This window comes from Salmonella sp. SAL04162, from assembly GCF_046551535.1.
GTDB classification, from domain to species: domain Bacteria; phylum Pseudomonadota; class Gammaproteobacteria; order Enterobacterales; family Enterobacteriaceae; genus Salmonella; species Salmonella enterica.
The window spans coordinates 447,154-473,287 of sequence record NZ_JBGDVX010000001.1; the positions used below are offsets into that span (position 1 = coordinate 447,154).

Consider the following 26,134-nt stretch of genomic DNA (forward strand, 5'->3'; position numbering starts at 1 on the left):
TATCGTGAATCAAAGTGTTAGAATAATGTAATCTTAACTCATGACAGGAATAATCTTGAGCAAGAACGCATTTAATGCTTATTTTAATAGCCTGTGTTTAGGAGTAAGACCACGAAGTGATTATATAATGAGCAAAACAGAACTATACGCGGCGTTAAACCGCGATTTTCAGTCGTTAATGGCAGGTGAAACCAGCTTTCTGGCCACGCTGGCGAATACCAGCGCGTTACTGTTCGAACGTCTTACCGAGGTGAACTGGGCAGGATTTTATCTCCTCGAAGGCGATACGCTGGTGTTGGGGCCGTTTCAGGGGCGAATCGCCTGTGTGCGGATTCCGGTTGGTCGCGGCGTGTGCGGCGCAGCGGTAGCGCAGAATAAGGTTCAACGTATTGATGATGTTCATGCGTTTGACGGCCATATTGCCTGTGATGCCGCCAGCAACGCCGAAATTGTGCTGCCTGTCACGGTTGGCGAACGGATTATCGGTGTGCTGGATATAGATAGCACGGCGTTTGGCCGTTTTACCGAAGAAGATGAACACGGCCTGCGTACGCTGGTCGCACAGCTTGAAACCGTGCTTGCAACGACGGATTACAAAAAATTCTTTGCGAGCGTCGCAGGATAATCAACGGATAACGTAGCAATTACTGATGGCGTCATTATAATGACGCCTGTTCATGCCTGCTGCTTGTTGGCTACGTCCGTTGTAATCAGGAAATTTCATGGAAAATCAACCTAAGTTGAATAGCAGTAAAGAAGTTATCGCGTTTCTGGCCGAGCGTTTTCCTCACTGTTTTAGTGCGGAAGGCGAAGCTCGCCCGCTGAAAATTGGTATTTTTCAGGATCTGGTAGAGCGAGTTGGGGGCGAAATGAACCTCAGCAAAACGCAACTTCGTTCCGCTTTACGTCTTTATACTTCAAGCTGGCGTTACCTGTACGGCGTTAAGCCGGGCGCAACGCGCGTCGACCTTGATGGCAATCCGTGCGGCGAGCTGGAAGAACAGCATGTCGAACATGCGCGTAAGCAGCTTGAAGAAGCCAAAGCCCGTGTTCAGGCGCAGCGCGCAGAGCAGCAAGCGAAAAAACGCGAAGCTGCCGCGGCGGCTGGCGAAAAAGAAGACGCGCCGCGACGCGAGCGTAAACCTCGCCCGGTAGCGCGTCGTAAAGAAGGCGCTGAACGTAAACCTCGCGCTGATAAACCGACGACGAAAGCGCCGCGTGCGCCTCGCGAAGAGAAGCACACGCCGGTTTCTGATATTTCAGTATTGACCGTAGGGCAGTCCCTCAAGGTGAAAGCGGGTAATAATGCGATGGATGCCACCGTATTAGAAATCACCAAAGATGGTGTCCGTGTACAGCTGAATTCGGGTATGTCTTTGATTGTACGCGCAGAACACCTGGTGTTCTGAAACGGAGGCCAGGCCTGGCATGAACACTTTTTTTAGGCTTACCGCGTTAGCTGGCCTGCTTGCATTAGCAGGCCAGTCCTTCGCCGTGGAAGATATTACGCGTGCCGATCAAATTCCCGTGTTAAAGGAAGAGACGCAACATGCGACGGTGAGCGAGCGCGTAACGTCGCGTTTTACCCGCTCCCATTATCGCCAGTTCGATCTGGATGAGGCATTTTCGGCAAAGATTTTTGATCGCTATCTGAATCTTCTCGACTATAGCCACAACGTTTTGTTGGCGAGCGATGTCGAGCAGTTTGCGAAAAAGAAAACCGTGTTGGGCGATGAGCTGCGCACGGGTAAGCTGGATGTTTTTTACGATCTTTATAACCTGGCGCAAAAGCGCCGGTTTGAACGTTACCAGTACGCGCTAAAAGTGCTGGAGCGGCCAATGGATTTCACCGGAAACGATACGTTTAACCTGGACCGCAGTAAAGCGCCCTGGCCGAAAGATGAGGCTGAGCTAAATGCGCTGTGGGATGGTAAAGTGAAATTCGATGAGCTCAGTCTGAAACTCACCGGCAAGAGCGACAAAGAAATTCGCGAAACGCTGACGCGTCGCTACAAATTCGCTATTCGTCGCCTGGCGCAGACCAACAGTGAAGATGTGTTCTCGCTGGCGATGACCGCTTTTGCGCGTGAAATCGACCCGCATACGAATTATCTTTCTCCCCGCAATACCGAGCAGTTTAATACCGAAATGAGCCTGTCTCTGGAAGGTATCGGCGCGGTGCTGCAAATGGATGACGATTATACTGTCATTAACTCATTGGTCGCCGGCGGCCCGGCAGCGAAGAGTAAGTCAATTAGCGTCGGCGATCGTATCGTTGGCGTAGGGCAGGCCGGAAAACCGATGGTCGACGTCATTGGCTGGCGTCTTGACGATGTGGTGGCGCTGATCAAAGGGCCAAAAGGCAGCAAGGTCCGACTGGAAATACTGCCGGCTGGTAAAGGGACGAAAACGCGTATTATCACGCTGACGCGTGAACGGATTCGTCTTGAAGATCGCGCGGTTAAAATGTCGGTGAAAACCGTCGGCAAGGAAAAAGTTGGCGTACTGGATATTCCAGGCTTCTATGTTGGCTTGACCGATGATGTCAAAGTTCAGCTTCAGAAGCTGGAAAAACAGAACGTTAGCAGCATCGTTATCGATCTGCGTTCAAACGGCGGCGGGGCGCTGACGGAAGCCGTTTCGCTTTCCGGTCTGTTTATCCCTTCTGGTCCGATAGTTCAGGTGCGCGACAATAACGGCAAAGTGCGTGAGGATAGCGACACCGACGGCGTGGTCTACTACAAAGGCCCGCTGGTGGTGCTGGTCGATCGTTTCAGTGCCTCGGCATCGGAAATCTTTGCTGCCGCGATGCAGGATTATGGGCGCGCGCTGATTGTCGGTGAGCCGACCTTCGGTAAAGGGACGGTACAACAATATCGTTCGCTAAACCGAATTTACGATCAGATGCTTCGCCCGGAATGGCCTGCGCTGGGTTCGGTGCAGTACACCATTCAGAAGTTTTACCGTGTCAACGGCGGTAGTACGCAGCGTAAAGGGGTCACGCCGGATATCATCATGCCGACTGGCAATGAAGAGACGGAAACCGGAGAAAAATTTGAAGATAACGCCTTGCCGTGGGATAGCATTGATGCGGCGAAATACGTGAAATCGGACGATTTGGCCCCGTTTGGCCCGGAATTATTGAAAGAACACAACGCGCGTATCGCCAAAGATCCTGAGTTCCAGTACATCATGAAGGATATCGCACGTTTCAATGCCATGAAGGATAAGCGCAACATTGTCTCTCTGAATTATGCGCAGCGTGAGAAAGAGAACAATGAAGAAGACGCTCTGCGTCTGGCGCGTATTAACGATCGGTTTAAACGCGAGGGTAAACCGTTGCTGAAGAAACTGGACGATCTGCCAAAGGATTACCAGGAGCCGGACCCGTACCTTGATGAAACGGTGAAGATTGCTCTGGACCTGGCGCATCTTGAAAAAGAAAAACCAGCGGAGCAGGCGGCAGCCAATAAGTAACGCTAAACAGGCACAAAAAATTGTGCCTGTTTTTTTTTAACAAGCGCAGAAGTCGTCAGGATAATGCTACAAAATGTAAAGTTGTGTTTTTCTCGTGACTTACCGCCTGGTGATGCTTGAAAATAGCCATAAGACCCATACGATGTGGGTAATCGCATAGTGCGCTTTGTTAAATTGAGGTTAAAAGAAAATTATGATGCGAATCGCGCTCTTCCTGCTGACGAACCTGGCCGTGATGGTCGTTTTCGGGCTGGTTCTGAGCCTGACAGGGATACAGTCGAGCAGCGTGCAAGGCTTGCTGATCATGGCGCTGCTGTTTGGTTTTGGCGGTTCTTTTATTTCATTGCTGATGTCCAAATGGATGGCGTTAAAATCCGTAGGAGGGGAAGTTATTGAACAGCCTCGCAATGAAAGAGAACGCTGGTTGATGAACACCGTAGCAACGCAAGCGCGCCAGGCCGGTATCGCCATGCCGCAGGTTGCTATCTACCATGCGCCGGACATTAACGCGTTTGCGACGGGCGCACGCCGTGACGCCTCATTGGTCGCTGTGAGCACCGGTTTGTTGCAAAACATGAGCCCTGACGAAGCGGAAGCCGTCATTGCGCATGAAATCAGCCATATTGCCAATGGCGATATGGTGACGATGACGTTGATTCAGGGGGTGGTTAACACCTTCGTTATCTTTATTTCGCGCATTATCGCGCAAATTGCCGCTGGTTTTCTGGGCGGCAACCGTGATGAGGGCGAAGGAAGTAACGGTAATCCGCTAATCTATTTCGCCGTTGCGACGGTGCTGGAACTGGTCTTCGGTATTCTGGCGAGCATTATCACCATGTGGTTCTCCCGTTACCGTGAGTTTCATGCCGATGCGGGATCGGCGAAGCTGGTTGGCCGTGAAAAAATGATTGCCGCGTTGCAGCGCCTGAAAACCAGCTACGAGCCGCAAGAAGCGACCAGCATGATGGCGTTTTGTATTAACGGTAAATCGAAATCGTTAAGCGAGCTGTTTATGACGCACCCACCGCTGGATAAACGCATTGAAGCGCTGCGTAGCGGCGAGTACCTGAAATAATAAGCCCACTGGCAAGTATGAAAAGCGCGTCGAATGACGCGCTTTTTTTACGCCTGAACGCGTGGTTGCGTAATACGTAAACCGCTCACTACCGCCGCGAGAGTCGCCAGGATCGCCGCTGCGAGCAGCGAAAGATGCGTACCGCTATCGCCAAACTGGTTCAACATCAGCGCTACCAGCGCGGCGCCAGTACTTTGGCCTAACAGTCGCGCCGTGCCCAGCATCCCGCTGGCGCCACCGCTGCGCTCACGCGGCGCGGAAGTGATAATGGTGTGATTATTCGGCGACTGGAACAGGCCAAACCCTGCGCCGCAAAGGATCATCGGCCAGATAATATTCAGATCGGAGGGGGAGGCTGGCAACATGACCAGCGCAAACAACCCGGCTGCCATTATCACCATTCCCAGCGCCCCCAGCAAACCGGCATGAAGACGTTCTATCAGGTATCCCGCCAGCGGCGCCATCACCATCGTTGCCAGTGGCCAGGGCGTCAATAACAGGCCGGTTTCTACTTCGCTACGGCCCAGCACGGTTTGCAGATAAAAAGGTAGCGAGACCATGGCTAACATTTGCGCGCAGAACGAGCAAATTGACGTGCCGATCGAGAGTGAAAAAAGCGGAATGCGTAACAAGTCGATGGGTAACAAGGGGACGGGCAAAGAAAGCTGGCGGCGCACGAAGAAAAAACCGACCACGACCAGAACGAGCAGCTCTGCGCCAATCAACGTTAGCGACTGTCCTTGGGCAAATCCGCTCAATGCGGTAATCAGCAGGCCAAATGTGAGCGCATTCATTACCGCGCTCGGTAAGTCAAAGCGCGGCTTAGTGTCATGGGCGATGTTTGCTGGTAAAAAGCGTATGGCCAGAATTAACGCGATGATACCTAACGGGACATTAATCAGAAACAGCCATTTCCATGATGAGATGGACAGGATCGCCGCGGCGATCGTCGGACCCGCGGCGGAAGAGACTGCGACGATAAAAGAGTTAATTCCCATGCCTCGTCCCAGATGACGCTGGGGGTAGATAAGACGAATCAGCGCCGTGTTTACGCTCATTAGCGCCGCGCCGCCAAATCCCTGCGCGATGCGCGCCAGCGTCAGCATCTGCAGCGAGTCTGAAAGCGCGCAAAACAATGATGAAAGCAGAAATACCACTAAACCACATTTATAGATCCGGCGATAACCAAACATGTCGCCTAAAAAAGACAGGGAAAGTAGTGAGACGACAATGGCGATTTGGTACGCATTGACAATCCAGATAGAGCTGGCAGGGGAGGCATGTAAATCAGTCGCAATGGTTGGCAGCGCGACATTAGCGATTGCGCCATCCAGAACCGCCATCGAAATACCGATAATAATCGTCAGGATAGCGCCGTATCTCTGCGGGAGGGGCAGGCCATCGGCCCGTGTTTTTTCCATAAGTATTTTGTAATAAGGGGAATTATGAGCTGAATAATAATGTTAGCATTAATACTGAGTTGTTATGTCGCAGATTTGTAACGAAGTAAGCAAAGATGGATTGCGGGCGACCTGGCGTGAAATTATAATAAAAACTCGTTCTGAATTTTATAAAACGCTCGTAATGAGGTGATAAATGGCAAACGCAGATCTGGATAAGCAGCCTGATTCTGTATCTTCTGTGCTGAAAGTTTTCGGCATTCTGCAGGCGCTGGGTGAAGAGCGTGAAATAGGGATTACCGAGCTATCGCAGCGCGTCATGATGTCGAAAAGCACCGTTTATCGCTTTTTGCAAACCATGAAAACGCTGGGCTACGTGGCTCAGGAAGGGGAGTCTGAAAAATACTCTCTGACGCTAAAGCTGTTTGAGCTGGGCGCACGAGCTTTGCAAAATGTTGATCTCATCCGCAGTGCGGACATTCAGATGCGTGAACTGTCTCGTCTGACAAAAGAAACTATCCATCTTGGCGCGCTGGATGAAGACAGCATTGTCTATATCCATAAAATTGACTCTATGTACAATCTGCGGATGTACTCACGTATTGGGCGTCGTAATCCGCTGTACAGTACGGCCATCGGTAAAGTGCTTCTGGCCTGGCGCGACCGTGATGAGGTTAAGCAGATTCTCGACGGCGTTGAGTATAAGCAAAGCACGGGACGCACGATTACCAGCACTGAGGCGTTGCTGCCGCTGTTGGATGAGGTGCGTGCGCAAGGCTACGGTGAAGATAACGAAGAACAGGAAGAAGGGTTACGTTGTATCGGCGTACCGGTATTTGACCGTTTTGGCGTAGTCATCGCAGGGTTAAGCATTTCGTTCCCGACGCTGCGCTTTTCAGAAGAACGCCTGCAGGAATATGTGGCTATGTTACACACCGCCGCGCGTAAAATTTCTGAACAAATGGGTTACAACGATTATCCCTTCTAAGCAACGTTATTAGCATGACGTTAAAAAAAAGCAGCTGCGAAAAATGTAGCTGCTTTTTTTATAACATCGGGTGGGATGAAATCGTAAAAGAAGATAATGTCTGTCGGCTTATTTAACGGTTATTAAAATATTATTTAACAGTACTTATGAACAACAGCCAATATAGGGGAATTATTGGTGATAGTTTCACTGTGAAATTATTTATTGCCGCTTAGCCATTATCCACCACGGTGGCGCTTTTTCTGAAAATGGGACAGTCGGAAAAGCCAATAATGCCGCTGTTGGTATGGAGATATTGCGCCGTGCTGGTGCCGCGTGCGGTCAGGTAATGGCACTGTAAACCCAGCCCCGCAGCGTTCACTTTACTTCCCACCAGGATGCCATAGCCGCTCATCAGCAGGCCTATCCACACCAGGGCAAACAATACAATTGCGCGAATGATCAAACGCATTACTACCTCTTTTCTTTTTTAGTTAGAATAAGAGTAGCGTGTACATTGATTGAAACAAGTGAATCATTCCTAAAAACATATAATGCCGCTACAGTTACTCCTGGTTTAAGTAACTCATGATAATTTAGCGACATAAGATGTAAGATCGGAGAGTGGAGTGAAAAAATTTCGATGGGTCGTCCTCGGCATCGTGGTGGTAGTATGCCTGTTGCTGTGGGCGCAGGTGTTTAATATCATGTGCGATCAGGATGTACAATTTTTCAGCGGTATTTGCGCCATCAATAAATTTATTCCCTGGTAAACGTTTTACACCAGAGATTTCCTTCCCGTGTAGCAGTGGTAGAATGACGTCTCTACATCGAGGTGGTGAAATGAACGACGTTTTAAACTCTGGTGCGTTTTCTCTTGCATCTTTAATAGTATCAATGGTGGTTCTGGTGGTGGGGCTGGCGCTCTGGTTCTTTGTCAACCGGGCAAGTTCCCGTGCCAACGAGCAGATAGAATTGCTCGAAGCGTTATTGGATCAACAGAAGCGGCAAAACGCGTTGTTACGCCGTCTTTGCGAAGCAAACGAACCAGAAAAAGAAGCGGAACCCGCAACAGCGGCAAGCGAACCGAAAGAAGATGAGGACATCATTCGTCTGGTTGCAGAACGATAATGCTTACCGGGGCGCAAATGGCACCAGTGCCATACGCCCCATTTCCCCGTCGGATCTCTCCGCGTTGCCGTTTGCAACTGATACTACAGCATCAACACCTTACATAATATATGGCTTTATATGCAACATAGTTTTATATGTATAACAAATGGACATATGGCATTTTTGTGATACCGCTCATTCTCTATTAAAAGCGAAACGTTTCTCTCTCTTTATGGATTGTCATTGTTTGTTCATTATTTTAAGGCATTCTGTAAAGACGCAGAACATCACAAAAAGCGGTGTCGAAAATCGCTTTTCTTTTCTATTATTTTGATTAAAAGGTGTTTTTTATCATTGTGACAATTTATGCATAACTCAGCATAAAAAGTGATATGAAAAATACAGCTTTTAAATGTGATTTGATGCACTGGAAGAAGCGAAGTTATTGAGCTATGGTAGAAAAATGGCTTTTCAGCAGTGACGTTGTCAGGAGTCCGTCAGCGCGTGAGGATATATCTTTCGCAACTTTGTTGCATAAACGTGCTGTCAATTTGTGAAGGTTCTCGTAATTTGTGCGACGGATCGAGACACGTTTAAAAATGGCTTGCCATAATTAACGTTGTATGTGATAACAGGCTTTGGGTTAAACGAGGTACAGTTCTGTTTATGTGTGGCATTTTCAGTAAAGAAGTCCTGAGTAAACACGTTGACGTTGAATACCGCTTCTCTGCCGAACCTTATATTAGTGCCTCAAGCAGTAATGTCTCAGTTTTATCTATGTTATGCCTACGGGCAAAGAAAACACTCTAAGGAATTTTGCAAATGGCAAAGATTAAAGGTCAAGTTAAGTGGTTCAACGAATCCAAAGGTTTTGGCTTCATTACTCCGGCTGACGGCAGCAAAGATGTGTTCGTACACTTCTCCGCTATCCAGGGCAATGGTTTCAAAACTCTGGCTGAAGGCCAGAACGTTGAGTTCGAAATTCAGGACGGCCAGAAAGGTCCGGCTGCTGTTAACGTAACAGCTATCTGATCGACACCACTGATTTGATGCGTTTGTCGCGTCAGACTCAGATATAAAGCCTCGCTAAAAGCGGGGCTTTTTAATTCAATATCCTTCAAAATGTGTCTGGACGCGCTCTCGTTAGCGATTTGTTGCAAAGGCGCGATATTATTAGCATTGTTTTTTCTGGTTTTTCCGTCCGTTTCCCGTTAAATCAATCACCTGAAAAATGATTCGGCTGGAGATCAGGTGAAAAAGAAAAGCGACGGCGATACCCGTAATTTTACGCCCATACGTTTTGCACTACTTTGCACTGCCATTCTGCTCAGTATGGCATTGTTGTTAGGGCGGGTGGCATGGTTGCAAATTGTTACGCCGTCGAAACTGGTGAAACAAGAAGATATGCGCTCGCTTCGTGAAGTGACCACGGCCTCTCCACGTGGCATGATCACCGACAGAGAAGGGCGGCCCTTAGCGGTGAGCGTTCCGGTTAATGCTGTCTGGGCCGATCCGAAGACTATCATAAGCAAAGGCGGCGTTGGCTACAATGAGCGCTGGCAGGCGCTGGCCAGCGCCTTACATCTGTCGCTCAGTACGCTTGCGGAACGGGTAAACAGTAACCCGGCAGGCCGTTTTATCTACCTTGCGCGCCAGGTTTCACCCCAGCAAGCCGAATGGATAGATAAACTGAATCTACCGGGTATTAACCTGCGGGAAGAGTCGCGCCGTTTTTACCCTGCCGGACACGTAGCGGCCAATTTGATCGGCTTTACCAATATCGACGGGCAGGGAATAGAAGGTATTGAAAAGAGCTTTAACGCGCAACTGACGGGAAAACCGGGCTCCCGACTGGTGCGTAAAGATAAATTTGGTCACGTTATTGAGAACATTACGGAAGTGAATCCGGTTCCTGCTCATGAACTTCAGCTTAGCATTGATGAACGTCTGCAAACGGTTACCGAAGATGCGCTGGATAACGCAGTCATCTGGAACAAAGCGGAATCCGGCGCTGCCGTATTGATTAACATCCCAACGGGTGAAATTCTCTCAATGGCGAGCTACCCGGATTTCAACCCGAACAACCGTGAAGGCGCGCAGTTGGACGATTTTCGTAACCGCGCGATTAGCGATACTTTCGAACCCGGTTCTACTGTGAAGCCATTGGTCATTATGACTGCGTTACAGCAGGGCATCGTGCAGCCGGACAGCGTGATCGATACCCATCCTTTTACTCTTGATGGACACCGTATCCGCGACGTCGGTTACTACCCGGAACTGACATTAACCGGCATTTTGCAAAAATCCAGCGATACCGGCGTTTCTCACCTTTCTCTGGCGATGCCGGTGCAGAAATTAATGGATACTTATAAAAGCTTTGGTTTCGGCGTGCCTACCGGACTGGGTCTCACCGGAGAGAGCAGCGGGTTATTACCGAAACGCCGTTACTGGAGTGATTTAGATCGCGCTACCTTCGCTTTTGGCTATGGATTAATGGTGACGCCGCTGCAACTGGCGCATGTTTATGCCACGATTGGCAGCTTTGGTATCTACCGTCCGTTATCGATCACCAAAGTTGATCCGCCCGTGATCGGCACGCGGGTAATGCCGGAAGAACTGGTGCACGAGGTGGAACATATGATGGAGAGCGTCGCGTTGCCTGGCGGCGGCGGAACAAAAGCCGCAGTAAGAGACTACCGTATTGCGGTCAAAACCGGGACGGCGAAAAAAATTGGCGATGATGGTAAATACGTCGATAAGTATGTGGCATATACCGCAGGCGTCGCGCCGGCAAGTAACCCCAGATTTGCGCTGGTGGTGGTGATTAATAATCCGCAAAACGGGGCTTATTATGGCGGCGCGGTATCTGCGCCCGTATTCAGCCAGATCATGGGCGATGTGCTGCGGCTGGAAAATGTTGAGCCAGACGGTATGCCAGCCGATTCAGATCACCTTCTGGTGATGCATGGCAGCCACGTTGCGGTTCCGGGCTCGTAAAGGATTTTCCCGGGGCGCAATTCGCGTTACACTTGCGCCCTTTAGCGCCCCAGTCCGGAGTTGTCATGTCGTTTACCTGTCCGCTTTGCCATCAGCCGCTTACGCAGATTAATAACAGCGTTATATGTCCACAGCGCCATCAGTTTGATGTGGCGAAAGAGGGCTACATCAATCTGCTGCCGGTACAGCATAAACGTTCGCGCGATCCGGGCGACAGCGCCGAAATGATGCAGGCGAGGAGAGCGTTTCTTGATGCGGGCCATTATCAGCCGCTGCGCGATGCCGTGATTAACCTGTTGCGCGAGCGGCTGGATCAGTCGGCCACGGCGATTCTGGATATCGGCTGCGGCGAGGGGTATTACACTCATGCTTTTGCCGAGGCGTTGCCGGGAGTTACCACGTTTGGACTGGACGTTGCTAAAACGGCGATCAAAGCGGCGGCGAAGCGCTATTCGCAGGTGAAGTTTTGTGTGGCGTCAAGCCATCGACTGCCCTTTGCCGATGCGTCAATGGATGCGGTGATCAGAATCTACGCCCCGTGTAAGGCGCAGGAATTGGCGCGCGTGGTGAAACCTGGTGGTTGGGTCGTTACCGCCACGCCTGGACCGCATCATCTGATGGAACTAAAAGGGCTCATTTATGATGAGGTGCGTTTACATGCGCCGTATACCGAGCAGCTCGACGGATTCACATTGCAGCAGAGTACCCGCCTTGCTTATCACATGCAGCTCACCGCCGAAGCGGCTGTAGCACTGTTGCAAATGACGCCATTTGCCTGGCGCGCCAGGCCAGAAGTGTGGGAACAACTGGCCGCCAGCACCGGACTTAGCTGCCAGACGGATTTCAACCTTCATCTCTGGCAGCGTAACCGTTAACCGTGAAAATGCGTCCAGAGGATCTGGACGCCAATTCCTATCAGTACGACCCCGCCGAGAATTTCAGCACGCTTACCCAGCATTGGGCCGATAAAGCGACCGATCATCATTCCGAGGGTGGACATGATAAGCGTGGCGCAACCGATAGCTAATGCGGTAGCGATGATGTTTACCTGCAAAAACGCCAGACCGACGCCAACCGCCATCGCATCGAGGCTGGTCGCGATAGCCGTCGTGACTAATAGCCAAAAGCTGTGGCGGCGTAACGGTGTTTCGTCTTCATCACTACCGCCGCGGATACCTTCGATGATCATGCGTCCGCCCAGAAAGATCAGCAGAACAAAGGCTATCCAGTGGTTCCACTCCAGAACGAATTTACTCGCCAATATCCCCAGCCCCCAGCCGATTAACGGGGTCAGCGTTTCAACCGCGCCAAAGATAAGGCCGGTACGCAACGCTTCTGAGAATTTGGGTTTATGTAGGGTGGCGCCTTTGCCAATTGATGCCGCGAAAGCATCCATCGACATGCCGAAAGCGAGAAGAACAGTAGCAGTAAAGTGCATGACAACGTCCTGACCGGGGTATCCATTAAACACATCACTGCCCCCAGCAAACATGCATGTCGCCATTCTGTGACGAAATACACAGCAGTTGATGCGCCTATGGTCTCGCCTGACCAGCGGCGGCTGGTCCGTACGCGCCACGTTTTGCAACGAGTATGTTGACGCGTACATTTCCGGAGTCTGGAAATCGGCTACTCCCCAATTGACGGCGCAACATTAACATATTTTTAGAATATAAAACAACAGCGATAAAATATTATTTGTCTTCTAATTGAAAACGATTTTCATTTAGATTTATTCATCAATAAAACGTTAAATTAAATAACAATTGGTCAATAGAAAATATAGCCTTAGCTATATTATGATTCGAAATAAAATTCGAAAAACATAGTTGAGGCTATATCTTAGGTTATTGATTTTCAATAAGAAGCTTATATATTTTTTCCAGATCGTCGATATTGCGTACACGGATAAGCAAGCGTCGTTGTTCTAATTGCATCACCAGTACGCCGTCCTCCGATAAATTCATCTCTTTAATACGGTTATATTCTATCCAGACATTGGCGAAGAAAAAGCCACGTTGTTTAAAGATGATCCGTGGCGTGCGGATCCAGAATATATAAAACCCCATTAACGCCAGCGCACTTAATAACCATGTGGTCATCTGCGCTCCGTGGCTGGTTACGTTGTTATAAATAAGGATGGCGACCAGCCCAACGAAGATAACGCTGTCTACGCGACCACGGCGAAGCAGGGCTATAGAAAGCAGAGTGGGGCCATTGCGACGGGGCATGATGAACTGATCGTAGAGAGCGTAAGCCAATAATGCGGCAATAAAGAGAATCAGCACCAGGTCCGTGATAGTCATTTATCCTCCAGAGAAATAAAAAAACGGGGCCGTTTGGCCCCGGTAGTGTACAACAGCCTTACTGGCCCAGCAGTCCTACGGAGTAGCCGGCGATACCAATGACGAAGAAGCCCACGATAATCCACAGCGGGTTAACTTTCTTACGCAGCAGCCACATACAGGCAAAGGTCAACAGTAGCGGAACCAGCCCCGGCATCAGCTGGTCGAGAATGGTTTGCACGGTGGTAACGCGTGTCTGACCATCCTGACCGGTGATGGTGGAGACCACCAGCGGGATATTCACATGCGTCCACTTGTTAACCAATGCCCCCATGACAAACAGGCCGAGGATTGACGCCCCCTCAGTCAGTTTTTGCAGGAAGCCGCCGCCCATATCTTTAACGATATCGACGCCTTTGCGGTAGCCATAAGCCACGCCATAATAACGGGTCGCCAGACGCACCAGGTTAAACAGGATGAAAAACAGCAGCGGACCAAGCAGGCTGCCGCTCATCGCAATACCTGCGCCCAGCGCCGCGAATACCGGACGGACGGTACCCCAGAAGATAGGGTCGCCGACGCCTGCCAGCGGTCCCATCAGACCGACTTTGATACCGTTGATAGCGCCATCGTCAATCTCTGCGCCGTTCGCACGCTTTTCTTCCATTGCCAGGGTCACGCCCAGTACCGGCGCCGCAACGTAAGGATGAGTGTTAAAGAACTCCAGGTGACGTTTAATCGCCTGTTTACGCGCGTCATTATTCTCCGGATACAGGCGACGAATCGCCGGCACCATAGAGAAGCAGAAGCCCAGCGCTTGCATACGTTCGAAGTTCCATGACCCCTGGAACAGGTTAGAACGAAGAAATACGCCGCGAATATCGCTCGGAGTGAGTTTTTTCTCGGTGGTAGTTTTAGTCATATCAACCATTTCGCTCACCTGTTAGTCCAGTTCGTTGTCGAGATCGTTATTGCCAGCAGCCGCTGCAGGCGCGCCCGCTACACGGTTGTATTTCGGGCTCAGCTGGATGTAAAGAATAGCCATCACTGCGCCGATGACACCCAGTGCGACCAGGTTGAAGTTTGTGAAAGCCGCGGTGACGAAACCGAGGTAGAAGAACGGCATCAGGTAGCCTGCGCGCATCATGTTGATAACCATCGCATAACCAACCACGACGATCATGCCGCCAGCGATGTTCAGACCGCCTGTGACGACTTCAGGAATCGCATTCAGCATTCCCTGTACTTCGCTGGTGCCTACGGAGATGGCAACGATAACCGCCGGGATAGCGATACGCATTGCCTGCAGGAACAGAGAAGAAACGTGCAGCCAGGAGAGCGCCGTCAGGTTGCCGTTTTCAGCCGCCTTGTCCGCCGCGTGCTGGAATGCCACGGTGATGGTACGAACGATAATGGTCAGTACCTGGCCTGCCGCCGCCAGCGGAATCGCCAGCGCGATACCGGCGCCAATGCTTTGATGCCCGGCGATGACCAGAACGGTAGAGATGATGGACGCCAGTGCGGCATCAGGCGCAACGGCAGCACCGATGTTCATCCAGCCCAGAGCGATCATTTCCAGAGTACCGCCGATGATAATACCGGTTTTCATGTCCCCCAGAACGGCGCCGATTAAGGTACAGGCGATCAGCGGACGGTGGAACTGAAATTCATCAAGTACCGACTCCATACCTGCGATACATGCGACGATGAACACCAGCACAATCTGAAGAGTGGTAATCTCCATTGTACTTCTCCTATTGCTATCTTAAGTGTGAAAGCTAATTAAATGCCGGCGGTTATTTCGCCACTTTGGCAATTAAATCCATCATTTTCAGTTTCGGATCGGTGGAAACTTTACGCACCTCAAGCTCGATGCCGCGCTCGTTGAGCTTTTTAAAGGCTTCGATATCCTTTTCATCGACGGAAACGGCGTTGTTCACCTGCGTTTTACCTTGACGATAGGCCATACCGCCAATGTTCACGGAAGTGACTTTCACGCCGCCCTCAACGATGCGCTCGACGTCGGTAGGATTGGTAAACAGAAGCATCACGCGTTCACCGGCGTATTTCGGGTTATTGTAGACGCGAATCATCTTCGCGACGTCAACCACATGCGCCGTAACGCCCGGCGGCGCAACTTGCGTCAGCAGCGTTTTACGTACGGTATCCGCCGCGACTTCATCGCTCACAACAATAATACGGCTGACATTGGTCTCTTTGGTCCAGCGGGTAGCGACCTGACCGTGAATGAGGCGGTCATCAATACGGGCAAGCCCGATGACCATATAATCATTCGGGCCCATCGGTTTTGCCGGCGTGGCCGCTTTTGGCGCGGCGGCGACTGGCGCTGGCGCGGCTTTTTCTACCGGTTTCGCTTTCAGCGCTTTTACGCCTTCACGACCGGTTTCTACCGCCAGTGCGACCAGCTCGTCAAAGCTCGGATCGTCGTCACGAGCCATAAACGTTTCGACCAGCATCGGGATGTTGACGCCGGCAATAACTTCATAGCGCTCTTTATCGACGACAATGCGGCTGGCAGCATTAAACGGACTGCCTCCCCATGTATCAACGAGAAATAGCACGCCTTTACTGGTATCGAGTTTAGCCAACTGAGCGTTGTACTTTTCGATCAGCGTTTCGGCATTTTCGCCAGGAACGAAATCGATCCAGCCGACGTTTTCCTGCTCGCCTAACAGCATTTCGGCTGTTTTAAGTAACTGCTCTGCAGCCCAACCATGTGTGCCTATAACAATAGCAATGGTCACTTGCTACCTCCTTTATTATTGTCAACACATCAACTTGACAGATGTATTTTTTGAATCGCCGTCCGCAAGCGAATCGATTCAGATGAGGGTTACAACGAAAAACGCATGATTTTCGTGAATTATTTTAGATATCGAAAAAAATATTTTGTGTGATGGAGATCCGTAATTTTGTTTTCGATAATGAGAAATTTCGAAGTGTAAAATATCCCGGTTACATCTCTTTGCAAAGGAAGGTAAATCTTTGCCAAAAACCAGTTGTCTCTGTTATGTTTAGCTTCCGTTTAATTAGAATGGGGTATAGGGCAGCAGCCCGTTGTATGGATCGTCACCGACGTCATTTCACTCTTTGGCCGTTTTGCGCCTGTCAATCTGGCATATCTTGCCATAGCCTTACTTTGTTTATTGCGTTACCGCCTGCATCCTTTGAGATGTTGTGGGCGCCGTTTAGTCATTCCTTAAGCAGGAGCTTGTCATGGAATTATTAATGGATCCCTCAATTTGGGTGGGTTTACTCACGCTCGTCGTCCTGGAAATTGTCCTGGGTATCGATAACCTGGTCTTTATCGCGATCCTCGCCGATAAATTGCCGCCAAAGCAGCGTGACAAAGCGCGTCTTATCGGGCTCTCGCTGGCGCTGATTATGCGTCTGGCGCTGCTGTCCATTATTTCGTGGCTGGTGACCTTAACAAAGCCGCTCTTTACCGTCTGGGATTTTACCTTCTCCGGCCGCGATTTAATTATGCTGCTGGGCGGTATATTCCTGTTGTTTAAAGCGACCACCGAGCTGCATGAACGTCTGGAAAACCGCGAGCATGACACCGGACACGGTAAAGGCTATGCGAGCTTCTGGGTGGTAGTCACGCAGATTGTCATCCTGGATGCGGTCTTCTCGCTGGACGCCGTGATTACGGCGGTAGGTATGGTAAACCATCTGCCGGTTATGATGGCGGCGGTGGTGATTGCGATGGCGGTGATGCTACTGGCGTCAAAACCGCTGACCCGTTTTGTCAACCAGCATCCGACGGTGGTGGTGCTCTGTCTGAGCTTCCTGCTGATGATCGGCCTGAGCCTGGTGGCGGAAGGGTTTGGTTTCCATATTCCGAAAGGCTACCTGTACGCGGCAATTGGTTTCTCGATCGTTATCGAGGTGTTTAACCAGATTGCGCGCCGCAACTTTATTCGTCATCAGTCCACGTTGCCGCTGCGCGCGCGTACTGCGGACGCTATCCTGCGTCTGATGGGCGGTAAACGCCAGGCGAGTACGCAACATGAGACGGATAGCCCAGCCGCGATATCGGTGTCGGAAGGCGCCTTCGCCGAAGAAGAACGCTACATGATTAACGGCGTACTGACTCTGGCGTCGCGCTCCCTGCGCGGCATTATGACGCCGCGAGGCGAAATTAGTTGGGTGGATGCGAATCTCAGCGTAGCTGAAATCCGTCAGCAGTTACTCTCTTCTCCGCATAGCCTGTTCCCGGTATGTCGGGGCGAGCTGGATGAAATTATCGGTATCGTTCGCGCGAAAGAGTTGCTGGTGGCGCTGGAAGAGGGCGCGGACGTAGCGGCTATCGCCGCCTCTTCCCCGGCGATAGTGGTGCCGGAAACGCTTGATCCTATCAATCTGTTAGGCGTTTTGCGTCGCGCGCGCGGCAGTTTCGTTATCGTCACTAACGAGTTCGGCGTGGTGCAGGGGCTGGTTACGCCGCTGGATGTGCTGGAAGCGATTGCCGGTGAGTTCCCGGATGCCGATGAAACGCCGGAAATCGTTGCCGATGCCGAGGGCTGGATAGTGAAGGGCGGCACCGATCTCCATGCGCTACAGCAGGCGCTGGAAGTTGACCATCTGGTGAACGAAGAGGGCGATATTGCGACGGTCGCGGGGTTAGTGATCGCCGCTAATGGCCATATTCCTCGTGTAGGCGATGTCATTGATGTTCCGCCACTGCGGATCACCATTGTCGAGGCCAACGACTACCGTGTCGATCTGGTTCGGATTGTTAAAGAACAGCCTGCCCACGACGAAGAGGAATAACGTCACACGCAGGAATCAAGTCTATAGATGCGGCATCGCGGACATAATCTGTCCGTTATGCCGGGCGGGCGGCGGCGCGCTGCCCGCCAGCCACTGTGGAAATTCGCTAATGGGCATCGGCTTCGCATAGAGATAGCCCTGTAACATTTGCACGCCATGCTGGCGCAAATGCTGTGCCTGCGTCTGGTTTTCGACCCCTTCCGCCACCAGTTCAATATTCAGTCTCTGCCCTAGCGCGATAATAATATCGGTCACCGTCGAATTGACCGCATCGGTACCGATGGCGGCGGTGAAGGATTTATCGATTTTCAAAATATCCGGCCGCAGTTTTTCCAGCCAGGAGAGCGAGCTGTTTCCTGTGCCAAAATCATCGATGGCTAACTTGACACCTTTACGATGCAGCTCGCGCATCAGGCGGTAATCAACGTCAAGCAACGCGTCGCGTTCCGTGAGCTCCAGCACCAGTTGCTGAACAGGTTCCGCACTAAACCAGTACTGATTAAGATCTTTGAGAAGCACGCCGTGTCGGAAATGGCTTGCCGCCACATTGATGCCGATATGAAACTGATGGTTGATGGGGAAGTAGTGCCGCTGCCGAATGGTTTCCGCAATCACATAGCGGGTCAGCGGCGCTATCAGGTTATGCTCCTCGGCGATAGGAATAAAAACATCCGGTGAGATCCAGCCCTGGCGAGGGTTGTTCCAGCGTAACAGGATCTCAACGCCGGTACACTGCTGCGTGCGGGCATTAAGCAACGGCTGACAAAATAGCTCAAACTCCCGTTCGGCAAGGGCCAGATTAATCTCCCAGGAAAAGCTCATTCTGCTGGCCGTTGCCAGCCAGGCGATATAACCGATCAACAGGCTAAGCAATACGGCCAGCGGTAACTGCGTCGGGAGATGTTTGAACGCCAGTACGCCTGCCGACGGCCCGCTGACGCTGATAGTAAAAGGGAAATGCCGCGATGAAAGCTGGTAACGCTCTTCATCTTTTTTTAATTCCGGAAGAGTATCGACCACGCCCCGACCATATAACAGGTGCCGTTTGCCGACCGTCAGGCTGGCGCTGGTAATTTGCGGCTGCTGCGGCTCAAGTAGCATGGTCGTCAGCAAGCCAATATTCACAATTTCCATCACGCCATCCTGGCCATCGGCAGCGGCGGGATACCACTGAATGAGGATCGGGCTTCCCTTGAGTAACGATTGATCCGTGGAAAGTAGCAGCAGATCGCCAGCTGCGGGAAGATCGGGCTGAAGCTGGCGTATGGGAGTATTACGGGCGCCAAAAATGCTTGAGCAGTAGAGAATTCCCTCTTTTACCAGCCCGATAGAACGAATGGTTTGCAGGCGGGCGGCTTGCTTACGCAACGGCAAATGCGCGGTCGCGCACGGAAGCTCAAGTAAGGGTAGCAGTATGTTTCGTCCGACCAGGAGAGGATGCAGCACATTATCCAGCGCATCAACGGCATGATTCGCGAATGCAACCGTGCGATGGTGATTTAAGTTCCGCTCCGAAATAAATCGGATGCTCAGCGTAAGAATGAGCGTGACCAGTGCACAAATCGTGCAAACAATGAAACGATTACGGCGATAATGATTGATGATCCGTTGTGCTGTTTGCATGCGGGCCGCCCAATAAGCGTTGGCGACAAAAGCCAACCGCGACACAGCAAGTGTAGTGGGGAAACGTGGAGTCGACGAGGAAGAGATAAAAATTTCGCCCATCCGTAGCAGATGGGCGAAGGGAGGGGAAACGGCGTTTAATCACACTGGACTTTAATGGCCAGCCCGCCGCGCGACGTTTCACGGTATTTGGCGTTCATGTCTTTTCCGGTCTCGTACATCGTTTCGATGACTTTATCCAGCGAGACGCGCGGCGCGCTGGTTCGACGCATGGCCATACGCGCAGCGTTAATCGCTTTAACCGAAGCAATGGCGTTACGCTCGATACACGGCACCTGCACCTGACCGGCAACCGGGTCGCAGGTCAGCCCCAGGTTATGCTCCATGCCGATTTCAGCGGCAACGCAAACCTGTTCCGGGCTGGCGCCCAACAGTTCAGCAAGGCCTGCCGCCGCCATCGAACAGGCGACCCCGACTTCACCCTGACAGCCGACTTCCGCGCCGGAAATAGACGCGTTCATCTTATACAGCGCGCCAATAGCGCCTGCCGCCAGGAAGTAGCGGGTGTAAATATCCGGGCTGACTGATTCAATAAAATGGTCGTAGTAAGCCAGTACCGCAGGAACGATGCCGCACGCGCCGTTGGTTGGCGCCGTCACGACGCGACCGCCTGCGGCGTTCTCTTCGTTCACCGCCAGAGCAAACATGTTCACCCAGTCAATGACGTTCATCGGATCGCTGGAAAGCTTATCGCTGGAAACCAGCATACGACGCAGCGCGGAGGCGCGACGCGGTACGCGCAGCGGCCCCGGCAGCACGCCTTCGGTATTCATACCGCGATCAATACAGGCCTGCATGGTCTGCCAGACGTGACCGAAATACTCTTCAATCTCTTTCTTGCTATGCAACGCCAGTTCGTTTTGCATCACCATGCCGGAGAGTGAAAGGCCGGTGCTGTTGCAATACTCCAGCATTTCTTTCGCCGATTTAAACGGATAAGGTACAGTAACCTCATTCGTCGCTTCCTGGCCGAAATGCGCTTCATCAACGATAAAGCCGCCGCCGATGGAATAGTACGTCTTGCTATAAATGACCGTGTCGTCATGCCAGGCGTGGATCTGCATCCCGTTTTCATGCAGCGGCAAATTGCCGTTGTGAAAACGCATTCCGTCATCTTTCGGGAAGTCGACTTCGTGACGTCCCTGGGCCAGTAACAGACGCTCGCGCGTTTCGACGTCGCGAATAAAACCGGGGATACTATCAATATCCACGGTAGCGGGTTCATTACCCGCCAGACCCATAATAATGGCGATATCGGTATGGTGACCTTTCCCCGTCAGCGACAGCGAGCCGTAGACATCGACAGCGACGCGGGTAACGTTATCCAGTAATCCTTTTTCGACCAGGTCATCGACGAACTGTTTACCGGCCTTCATCGGGCCAACAGTGTGGGAAGAGGAGGGACCAATCCCTACCTTAAACATGTCGAATAGGCTAATCACGATAATACTCCTGACAGGGCAACCGGGGCTTCCGGTTACGATGTTATAACTGCGCATAGTGTAAGAGGGAACGCTGGCATCAGCTTAACTATTCACATGAATTAAACTAATGAATAACCGCGTTTTTACTAATATTGCGACAGTAATCTCAAGTCGTGTCTTGCGCGCGTAAAGTTAAGTATATACACGTTGCCCTTCAGGCTGCCTCTTTGGGGGAGGCGATTGTTACCGCCTTGAGGCAACGTGAATGGCGTTGTGTACAGTCAGGGCTTTACGCCGATTTGCAGCGCCAGCTCACGAAGAATGTTTGCGGTCATGCCCCAGACGAAATAATGCTCATACCAGGAGAGCCATACGCGGTGCGAATTGCCGCGACGGTAAATATCAAGCGGATGATATCGACCCAGTTGCAACGCTTGCGCCAGCGGCATTTCAAACACCGCAGACACTTCGTCTTCACTGGCGCGCCAGGGGAGGTTTGGCGGAATAATGCCGACCACCGGGGTGACCTGAAAACCGGTCACGCTGTCTACCGGCGGTAAAACGCCAATCACTTCCACGGCTTGCGGCGGGATGGCGACTTCCTCCTGCGCTTCGCGAAGCGCTGCGGCGATAAGCGAAGCATCGGTACTGTCCACGGCCCCGCCGGGAAAGGCGACCTGTCCGGCGTGTTTGCGCAAATGAATAGCCCGCTGGGTCAACAGCAGCCCCGGCTGGGGGCGGCGAACCACAGGGATCAGTACGGCGGCCTGACGTTGGTTTAACGTTTCATGAGTTATCTGCGGGCGCAAAAGCTGAAAGCGCGATAAGAAATGATCGAGCGTCAGACGGCTGGTATCCACGTATTAGTTCTCCAGTGGGTGCAGGATACGATTAACTTTATCAAAAGTTTCCTGATATTCCGCATCTTCCTTGCTATCGGCCACGATACCGCCGCCGGCTGAGCAATAGAGTTGGCCCTGCGTTGCCGTGACGGTGCGGATAGTAATACTGGTATCCATCTTGCCGCAGAAACTCAGATAACCGATGCTACCGCACCAGGCGTTGCGTCGCTGCGGCTCCAGTTCGTCGATAATTTCCATCGCCCGCACTTTAGGCGCGCCGGTAATGGAGCCGCCGGGGAAAGCCGCGCGCAGCAGGTCGGTGGCATGAAGCGAGTCCGGTAAACGGGCGGTAATGGTGCTAACCAGATGGTGAACGGCAGGAAATGGTTCGACGACGAACAGTTCCGGCACTTTCACCGAACCCGGCACGGCGACCCGGCCAATGTCGTTACGCATCAAATCGACGATCATCAAATTTTCAGCGCGATCTTTCATTGAGTTTGCCAGTTTCTGCGCTTGCTGACGATCCGCCTGCGGATCGTTAAGCCGTGGAAGCGTACCTTTGATCGGGCGCGTCTGAATATGACCATTCTCCAGTTGGATAAAACGCTCGGGAGAAAGGCTCAATATGGCACCGTCATGTAAACGAAGAAAGGCGCTGAACGGGGCGCGATTTGCGCGGTTAAGGCGTTCGAAAGCCTGCCATTCATCACCCTCGTAGCTCGCCTGAAAACGCTGGGAAAGATTGACCTGATAGCAGTCCCCGCTGTGCAGCCAGGCCTGCACCTGACGAAACTTTTCGCCATACTCGCAACGCGTCATATTGGATTGCCAGGCCGAGGTAAGCCTGAAGGGCGTGCGGGTCGGCGCGAGCTGGCTGGTGAGCCAGCGATATCGGGCGTCTGCATCGTGATAGCTTATCAGCGACACTACCTGTTTATGGTGATCGACAATCAGCGCCCAGTCGTAAAGGCCAATCGCCATATCGGGTAAAACGATATCGCGCGCGGCAGTATCGGGCAGAATTTCGAAACGCCGCCCTAAATCATAACCAAACAGACCCAACGCGCCGCCCTGAAAGGGTAAGTCAGGGTCAGGCTGAGGATGAAAAGGCAGCGCCTCCAGTTGAGTCTGCAAAACGTGTAACGGATCGTCGAGAGTGACGGTGGACGTGCGCGCAGTACATACCGTGGTTTCCTGCGCGCGCGTGGTCAGTGTGGTGACAGGATCGGCGACCAGAATATCAAAACGGTTATAGGGATGAATAGCATCACCTGAATGCAGCAGCATCGCCCAGGGCAAATGGTTTACGGGCGCAAAATAGTGTTCAGCGGCGTCCGGACGCCAGGGTAAGGTGATAACAGTGGGAGATAACGTCTTCATCATTCCTGACTCGTTACAACACTACTGGCTTACCGCCGGGTAGCGTGAAATAATTAGCGCTAACAATTTAGCAGGAGTTAATCATGTTTGCAGGTTTACCTTCACTCAGTCATGAACAACAGCAAAAAGCCGTAGAACGTATCCAGGAATTGATGTCGCAAGGTATGAGCAGCGGAGAAGCGATTGCCCAGGTGGCGGGCGAACTTCGCGCCAACCATACCGGCGAACGGATAGTGGCGCGTTTTGAGGATGAAGACGAATAATCGGCTTATACCGCCGCGACAATCTTAATCTCAACTTTATATTTCGGGTTCATCAACCCGGCCTGTACGGTACAGCGTACCGGCGCATGGCCTGCGACGACCCACGCATCCCACGCCTTATTCATGGCGGCAAAATCCGCTTTATCGCTCAGGAAAATAGTGGCATCCAGAATACGTGACTTACTGGAGCCCTGTTTTTCCAGCACCGCATCAATTTGCGCCAGAGTATTCGCCGTTTGCTCAAAAGCATCGGCGTCCAGGTTTTCCGGCACGCCGGTATACCACAGCGTATTATTGTAGATCACCACATCAGACCAACGATCTTCGGCATCAATACGCACGATAGACATTACTTATTCCTCATTTGCTTTTCATTTGAATGGTTCAAGACTGCCACAATGTGGCGCCGCCGTCACCTCTGTAACTGGCGTAAGCCTTTCTACCCTGACATAATCCCTGTGCAAATTAACAGGGGGCAGTGTGACGGACGATTTTGCAGCAGATGGCCAACTGGCCAAAGCGATAACTGGCTTTAAACCGCGCGAACCACAGCGGCAAATGGCGGTTGCCGTAACACAAGCGATTGAAAATGCGCAGCCTTTGGTTGTTGAAGCCGGCACCGGAACCGGGAAGACCTATGCTTACCTCGCTCCGGCGTTGCGCGCCAGGAAAAAAGTCATTATTTCGACCGGGTCGAAAGCGTTGCAGGATCAACTCTACAGCCGCGATCTGCCGACGGTAGCAAAAGCGTTGGCGTTTACCGGTAAGACGGCCCTGTTGAAAGGACGTTCAAACTACCTCTGCCTGGAGCGTCTGGAACAACAAGCGCTGGCGGGCGGCGATTTACCGGTACAAACGTTAAGCGACGTGATATTGCTGCGCTCCTGGTCAAATCAGACGCAGGATGGCGATATCAGCACCTGCGTCAGCGTGGCGGAGGATTCCCAGGCCTGGCCGCTGGTCACCAGTACCAACGACAACTGCCTTGGCAGCGATTGCCCGCTCTACAAAGAGTGCTTTGTGGTGAAAGCGCGTAAAAAGGCGATGGACGCGGATGTGGTGATTGTAAACCACCACCTTTTTCTTGCGGATATGGTGGTTAAAGAGAGCGGGTTTGGCGAACTTATCCCTCAGGCTGAAGTAATGATCTTCGATGAAGCCCACCAACTGCCTGACATCGCCAGCCAGTATTTCGGACAATCGCTCTCCAGCCGTCAGTTGCTGGATTTAGCAAAAGACATCACCATCGCCTACCGGACGGAACTGAAAGACACTCAACAGTTGCAAAAATGCGCCGATCGCCTTGCCCAGAGCGCCCAGGATTTTCGTCTGCAACTGGGGGAGCCCGGCTACCGGGGAAATTTGCGTGAACTGTTAGCCGACCCACGTATCCAACGGGCATTTTTACTGCTGGATGATACGCTGGAGCTTTGTTACGACGTGGCGAAGCTGTCGCTGGGCCGTTCGGCGCTGCTGGATGCGGCTTTTGAACGCGCCACGCTATACCGTTCACGGCTGAAACGCTTAAAAGAGATCAATCAGCCGGGATACAGCTACTGGTATGAGTGCACCTCGCGCCATTTCACCCTGGCGCTGACGCCGCTCACCGTGGCGGACAAATTCAAAGAAGTGATGGAACAGAAGCCCGGTAGCTGGATTTTTACCTCGGCCACGTTGTCGGTAAATGATGATCTTCACCACTTTACCGCCCGTCTGGGAATTGAACAGGCAGAATCCATGCTACTGCCCAGCCCATTCGACTATACGCGCCAGGCGTTACTCTGCGTACCGCGTAACCTACCGCAAACCAACCAGCCCGGCGCGGCGCGACAGTTGGCGGCCATGCTCAGGCCGATTATCGAGGCCAATAACGGGCGATGTTTTATGCTGTGCACCTCGCACGCCATGATGCGCGATCTGGCGGAGCAGTTTCGCGCCACCATGACGCTGCCAGTATTGTTGCAAGGGGAAACCAGTAAAGGCCAACTGTTACAGCAATTTGTTAGCGCGGGCAACGCGCTGCTCGTCGCCACCAGCAGCTTCTGGGAAGGGGTGGACGTGCGCGGCGATACGTTATCGTTGGTGATTATCGACAAATTGCCGTTTACTTCCCCGGACGACCCGCTGTTAAAAGCGCGAATGGAAGACTGTCGTTTGCGCGGCGGCGATCCGTTTGATGAGGTTCAACTGCCCGATGCGGTGATTACGCTGAAGCAGGGCGTAGGGCGGCTGATTCGCGATGCGGACGATCGCGGGGTGTTAGTGATTTGTGATAACCGGCTGGTGATGCGGCCCTATGGCGCCACGTTTCTCGCCAGCCTGCCTCCTGCGCCGCGCACGCGTGATATCGCCCGTGCCGTTCGCTTTCTTGCGATTCCATCCGCCGAGTAATTTGTTACGGAGTATGGTAAGATGCGCGCTATTTTAT

Annotated in this window: 27 protein-coding genes and 1 riboswitch; of the genes, 15 read left to right on the plus strand and 12 right to left on the minus strand. The window is 52.0% G+C overall.

What is annotated here, in order from left to right:
• Positions 1 to 127: 127 nt before the first annotated feature.
• The 4 genes from ACLJRH_RS02450 (at position 128) to htpX (ending at position 4,552) form a co-directional block, all read left to right on the plus strand.
• Positions 128 to 625, plus strand: a complete 498-nt coding sequence (locus ACLJRH_RS02450; RefSeq protein ID WP_001518229.1) for a GAF domain-containing protein — start codon at positions 128 to 130, stop codon at positions 623 to 625.
• Between the two features lie 97 nt (positions 626 to 722).
• Positions 723 to 1,409 (plus strand): RNA chaperone ProQ, encoded by a 687-nt coding sequence (gene proQ, locus ACLJRH_RS02455; protein WP_000431401.1) that lies wholly within the window; start codon positions 723 to 725, stop codon positions 1,407 to 1,409.
• A gap of 19 nt (positions 1,410 to 1,428) precedes the next feature.
• Positions 1,429 to 3,477, plus strand: coding sequence for a carboxy terminal-processing peptidase (gene prc, locus ACLJRH_RS02460; protein WP_001091241.1), 2,049 nt, complete (start codon positions 1,429 to 1,431; stop codon positions 3,475 to 3,477).
• A gap of 193 nt (positions 3,478 to 3,670) precedes the next feature.
• The gene (gene htpX, locus ACLJRH_RS02465; protein WP_000984498.1) at positions 3,671 to 4,552 is read left to right on the plus strand and encodes a protease HtpX; all 882 of its coding nucleotides are present in this window, start codon (positions 3,671 to 3,673) and stop codon (positions 4,550 to 4,552) included.
• Between the two features lie 47 nt (positions 4,553 to 4,599).
• On the opposite strand, the gene ACLJRH_RS02470 is transcribed toward htpX, so the two are convergent.
• On the minus strand, positions 4,600 to 5,973 hold the full coding sequence (locus ACLJRH_RS02470) for an MFS transporter (RefSeq protein ID WP_000416139.1): 1,374 nt from the start codon (positions 5,971 to 5,973) through the stop codon (positions 4,600 to 4,602).
• A 175-nt stretch (positions 5,974 to 6,148) separates the two neighbouring features.
• Between ACLJRH_RS02470 and kdgR the strand changes: the two genes are divergently transcribed.
• Complete coding sequence (gene kdgR / locus ACLJRH_RS02475) at positions 6,149 to 6,940, plus strand: DNA-binding transcriptional regulator KdgR (protein WP_001262196.1); 792 nt, start codon at positions 6,149 to 6,151, stop codon at positions 6,938 to 6,940.
• 211 nt (positions 6,941 to 7,151) lie between these two features.
• Here the strand turns inward: kdgR and yobH are convergent, their stop codons facing one another.
• Positions 7,152 to 7,391 (minus strand): invasion protein YobH, encoded by a 240-nt coding sequence (gene yobH / locus ACLJRH_RS02480; RefSeq protein WP_001236778.1) that lies wholly within the window; start codon positions 7,389 to 7,391, stop codon positions 7,152 to 7,154.
• Between the two features lie 157 nt (positions 7,392 to 7,548).
• Here yobH and mgrB point away from each other — a divergent pair, with 157 nt between their 5' ends.
• The 6 genes from mgrB (at position 7,549) to rlmA (ending at position 11,904) form a co-directional block, all read left to right on the plus strand.
• The gene (mgrB, locus tag ACLJRH_RS02485; protein WP_000714547.1) at positions 7,549 to 7,692 is read left to right on the plus strand and encodes a PhoP/PhoQ regulator MgrB; all 144 of its coding nucleotides are present in this window, start codon (positions 7,549 to 7,551) and stop codon (positions 7,690 to 7,692) included.
• Between the two features lie 70 nt (positions 7,693 to 7,762).
• Positions 7,763 to 8,050: a YebO family protein gene (locus ACLJRH_RS02490; RefSeq protein WP_001000660.1), complete on the plus strand. Its 288-nt coding sequence runs from the start codon at positions 7,763 to 7,765 to the stop codon at positions 8,048 to 8,050.
• Between the two features lie 648 nt (positions 8,051 to 8,698).
• Entirely contained in the window at positions 8,699 to 8,842 is a 144-nt protein-coding gene (locus ACLJRH_RS02495) for a DUF2627 domain-containing protein (RefSeq protein ID WP_001537930.1), read from the plus strand.
• Between the two features lie 12 nt (positions 8,843 to 8,854).
• Positions 8,855 to 9,064 carry a transcription antiterminator/RNA stability regulator CspE gene (gene cspE, locus ACLJRH_RS02500; protein WP_001062678.1) on the plus strand — a complete coding sequence of 70 codons (210 nt, stop codon included), beginning with the start codon at positions 8,855 to 8,857 and terminating at the stop codon, positions 9,062 to 9,064.
• Between the two features lie 219 nt (positions 9,065 to 9,283).
• Positions 9,284 to 11,029, plus strand: coding sequence for a peptidoglycan glycosyltransferase FtsI (gene ftsI, locus ACLJRH_RS02505; protein ID WP_000730322.1), 1,746 nt, complete (start codon positions 9,284 to 9,286; stop codon positions 11,027 to 11,029).
• 65 nt (positions 11,030 to 11,094) lie between these two features.
• Positions 11,095 to 11,904: a 23S rRNA (guanine(745)-N(1))-methyltransferase gene (rlmA, locus tag ACLJRH_RS02510; RefSeq protein ID WP_000010925.1), complete on the plus strand. Its 810-nt coding sequence runs from the start codon at positions 11,095 to 11,097 to the stop codon at positions 11,902 to 11,904.
• On the opposite strand, the gene mntP is transcribed toward rlmA, so the two are convergent.
• The 5 genes from mntP to manX form a co-directional block, all read right to left on the minus strand.
• Positions 11,901 to 12,467, minus strand: a complete 567-nt coding sequence (gene mntP, locus ACLJRH_RS02515; RefSeq protein ID WP_001518359.1) for a manganese efflux pump MntP — start codon at positions 12,465 to 12,467, stop codon at positions 11,901 to 11,903. The two genes, rlmA and mntP, sit on opposite strands and share 4 nt — an antisense overlap.
• A gap of 111 nt (positions 12,468 to 12,578) precedes the next feature.
• Positions 12,579 to 12,680, minus strand: a riboswitch (yybP-ykoY riboswitch).
• Between the two features lie 196 nt (positions 12,681 to 12,876).
• Positions 12,877 to 13,335: a DUF986 family protein gene (locus ACLJRH_RS02520; protein ID WP_000156280.1), complete on the minus strand. Its 459-nt coding sequence runs from the start codon at positions 13,333 to 13,335 to the stop codon at positions 12,877 to 12,879.
• A gap of 58 nt (positions 13,336 to 13,393) precedes the next feature.
• A complete protein-coding gene (locus ACLJRH_RS02525; protein WP_001518647.1) occupies positions 13,394 to 14,245 on the minus strand; it encodes a PTS mannose transporter subunit IID in 852 nt (283 codons plus the stop codon).
• Positions 14,246 to 14,257: 12 nt separating this feature from the next.
• Positions 14,258 to 15,058 carry a PTS mannose transporter subunit IIC gene (gene manY, locus ACLJRH_RS02530; protein ID WP_000406918.1) on the minus strand — a complete coding sequence of 267 codons (801 nt, stop codon included), beginning with the start codon at positions 15,056 to 15,058 and terminating at the stop codon, positions 14,258 to 14,260.
• Positions 15,059 to 15,110: 52 nt separating this feature from the next.
• Positions 15,111 to 16,079, minus strand: a complete 969-nt coding sequence (manX, locus tag ACLJRH_RS02535; protein WP_000150523.1) for a PTS mannose transporter subunit IIAB — start codon at positions 16,077 to 16,079, stop codon at positions 15,111 to 15,113.
• Positions 16,080 to 16,396: 317 nt separating this feature from the next.
• On the opposite strand from manX, the gene ACLJRH_RS02540 reads away from it, so the two are divergent.
• The gene (locus tag ACLJRH_RS02540) at positions 16,397 to 16,564 is read left to right on the plus strand and encodes a protein YoaL (RefSeq protein ID WP_370739650.1); all 168 of its coding nucleotides are present in this window, start codon (positions 16,397 to 16,399) and stop codon (positions 16,562 to 16,564) included.
• Entirely contained in the window at positions 16,552 to 18,111 is a 1,560-nt protein-coding gene (yoaE, locus tag ACLJRH_RS02545) for a CNNM family cation transport protein YoaE (protein ID WP_000421815.1), read from the plus strand. Before ACLJRH_RS02540 ends, yoaE begins: the two co-directional genes overlap by 13 nt.
• 21 nt (positions 18,112 to 18,132) lie before the next feature.
• On the opposite strand, the gene ACLJRH_RS02550 is transcribed toward yoaE, so the two are convergent.
• The 4 genes from ACLJRH_RS02550 to pabB all read right to left on the minus strand — a co-directional run bounded on the left by ACLJRH_RS02550 (position 18,133) and on the right by pabB (position 23,446).
• Positions 18,133 to 19,734 (minus strand): EAL domain-containing protein, encoded by a 1,602-nt coding sequence (locus ACLJRH_RS02550; protein ID WP_023137469.1) that lies wholly within the window; start codon positions 19,732 to 19,734, stop codon positions 18,133 to 18,135.
• Positions 19,735 to 19,871: 137 nt separating this feature from the next.
• Positions 19,872 to 21,236 (minus strand): L-serine ammonia-lyase, encoded by a 1,365-nt coding sequence (gene sdaA / locus ACLJRH_RS02555; RefSeq protein ID WP_000624274.1) that lies wholly within the window; start codon positions 21,234 to 21,236, stop codon positions 19,872 to 19,874.
• A 263-nt stretch (positions 21,237 to 21,499) separates the two neighbouring features.
• The gene (locus tag ACLJRH_RS02560; protein WP_001529327.1) at positions 21,500 to 22,078 is read right to left on the minus strand and encodes a CoA pyrophosphatase; all 579 of its coding nucleotides are present in this window, start codon (positions 22,076 to 22,078) and stop codon (positions 21,500 to 21,502) included.
• A gap of 3 nt (positions 22,079 to 22,081) precedes the next feature.
• Positions 22,082 to 23,446, minus strand: a complete 1,365-nt coding sequence (gene pabB, locus ACLJRH_RS02565; protein WP_072105298.1) for an aminodeoxychorismate synthase component 1 — start codon at positions 23,444 to 23,446, stop codon at positions 22,082 to 22,084.
• Between the two features lie 80 nt (positions 23,447 to 23,526).
• On the opposite strand from pabB, the gene ACLJRH_RS02570 reads away from it, so the two are divergent.
• The gene (locus tag ACLJRH_RS02570; RefSeq protein ID WP_000457328.1) at positions 23,527 to 23,706 is read left to right on the plus strand and encodes a YoaH family protein; all 180 of its coding nucleotides are present in this window, start codon (positions 23,527 to 23,529) and stop codon (positions 23,704 to 23,706) included.
• A 5-nt stretch (positions 23,707 to 23,711) separates the two neighbouring features.
• Here ACLJRH_RS02570 and ACLJRH_RS02575 read toward each other — a convergent pair whose 3' ends face one another.
• Complete coding sequence (locus tag ACLJRH_RS02575; protein ID WP_000029550.1) at positions 23,712 to 24,056, minus strand: RidA family protein; 345 nt, start codon at positions 24,054 to 24,056, stop codon at positions 23,712 to 23,714.
• A gap of 130 nt (positions 24,057 to 24,186) precedes the next feature.
• Here ACLJRH_RS02575 and ACLJRH_RS02580 point away from each other — a divergent pair, with 130 nt between their 5' ends.
• On the plus strand, positions 24,187 to 26,097 hold the full coding sequence (locus ACLJRH_RS02580; RefSeq protein WP_023223273.1) for an ATP-dependent DNA helicase: 1,911 nt from the start codon (positions 24,187 to 24,189) through the stop codon (positions 26,095 to 26,097).
• Positions 26,098 to 26,134: the final 37 nt, after the last annotated feature.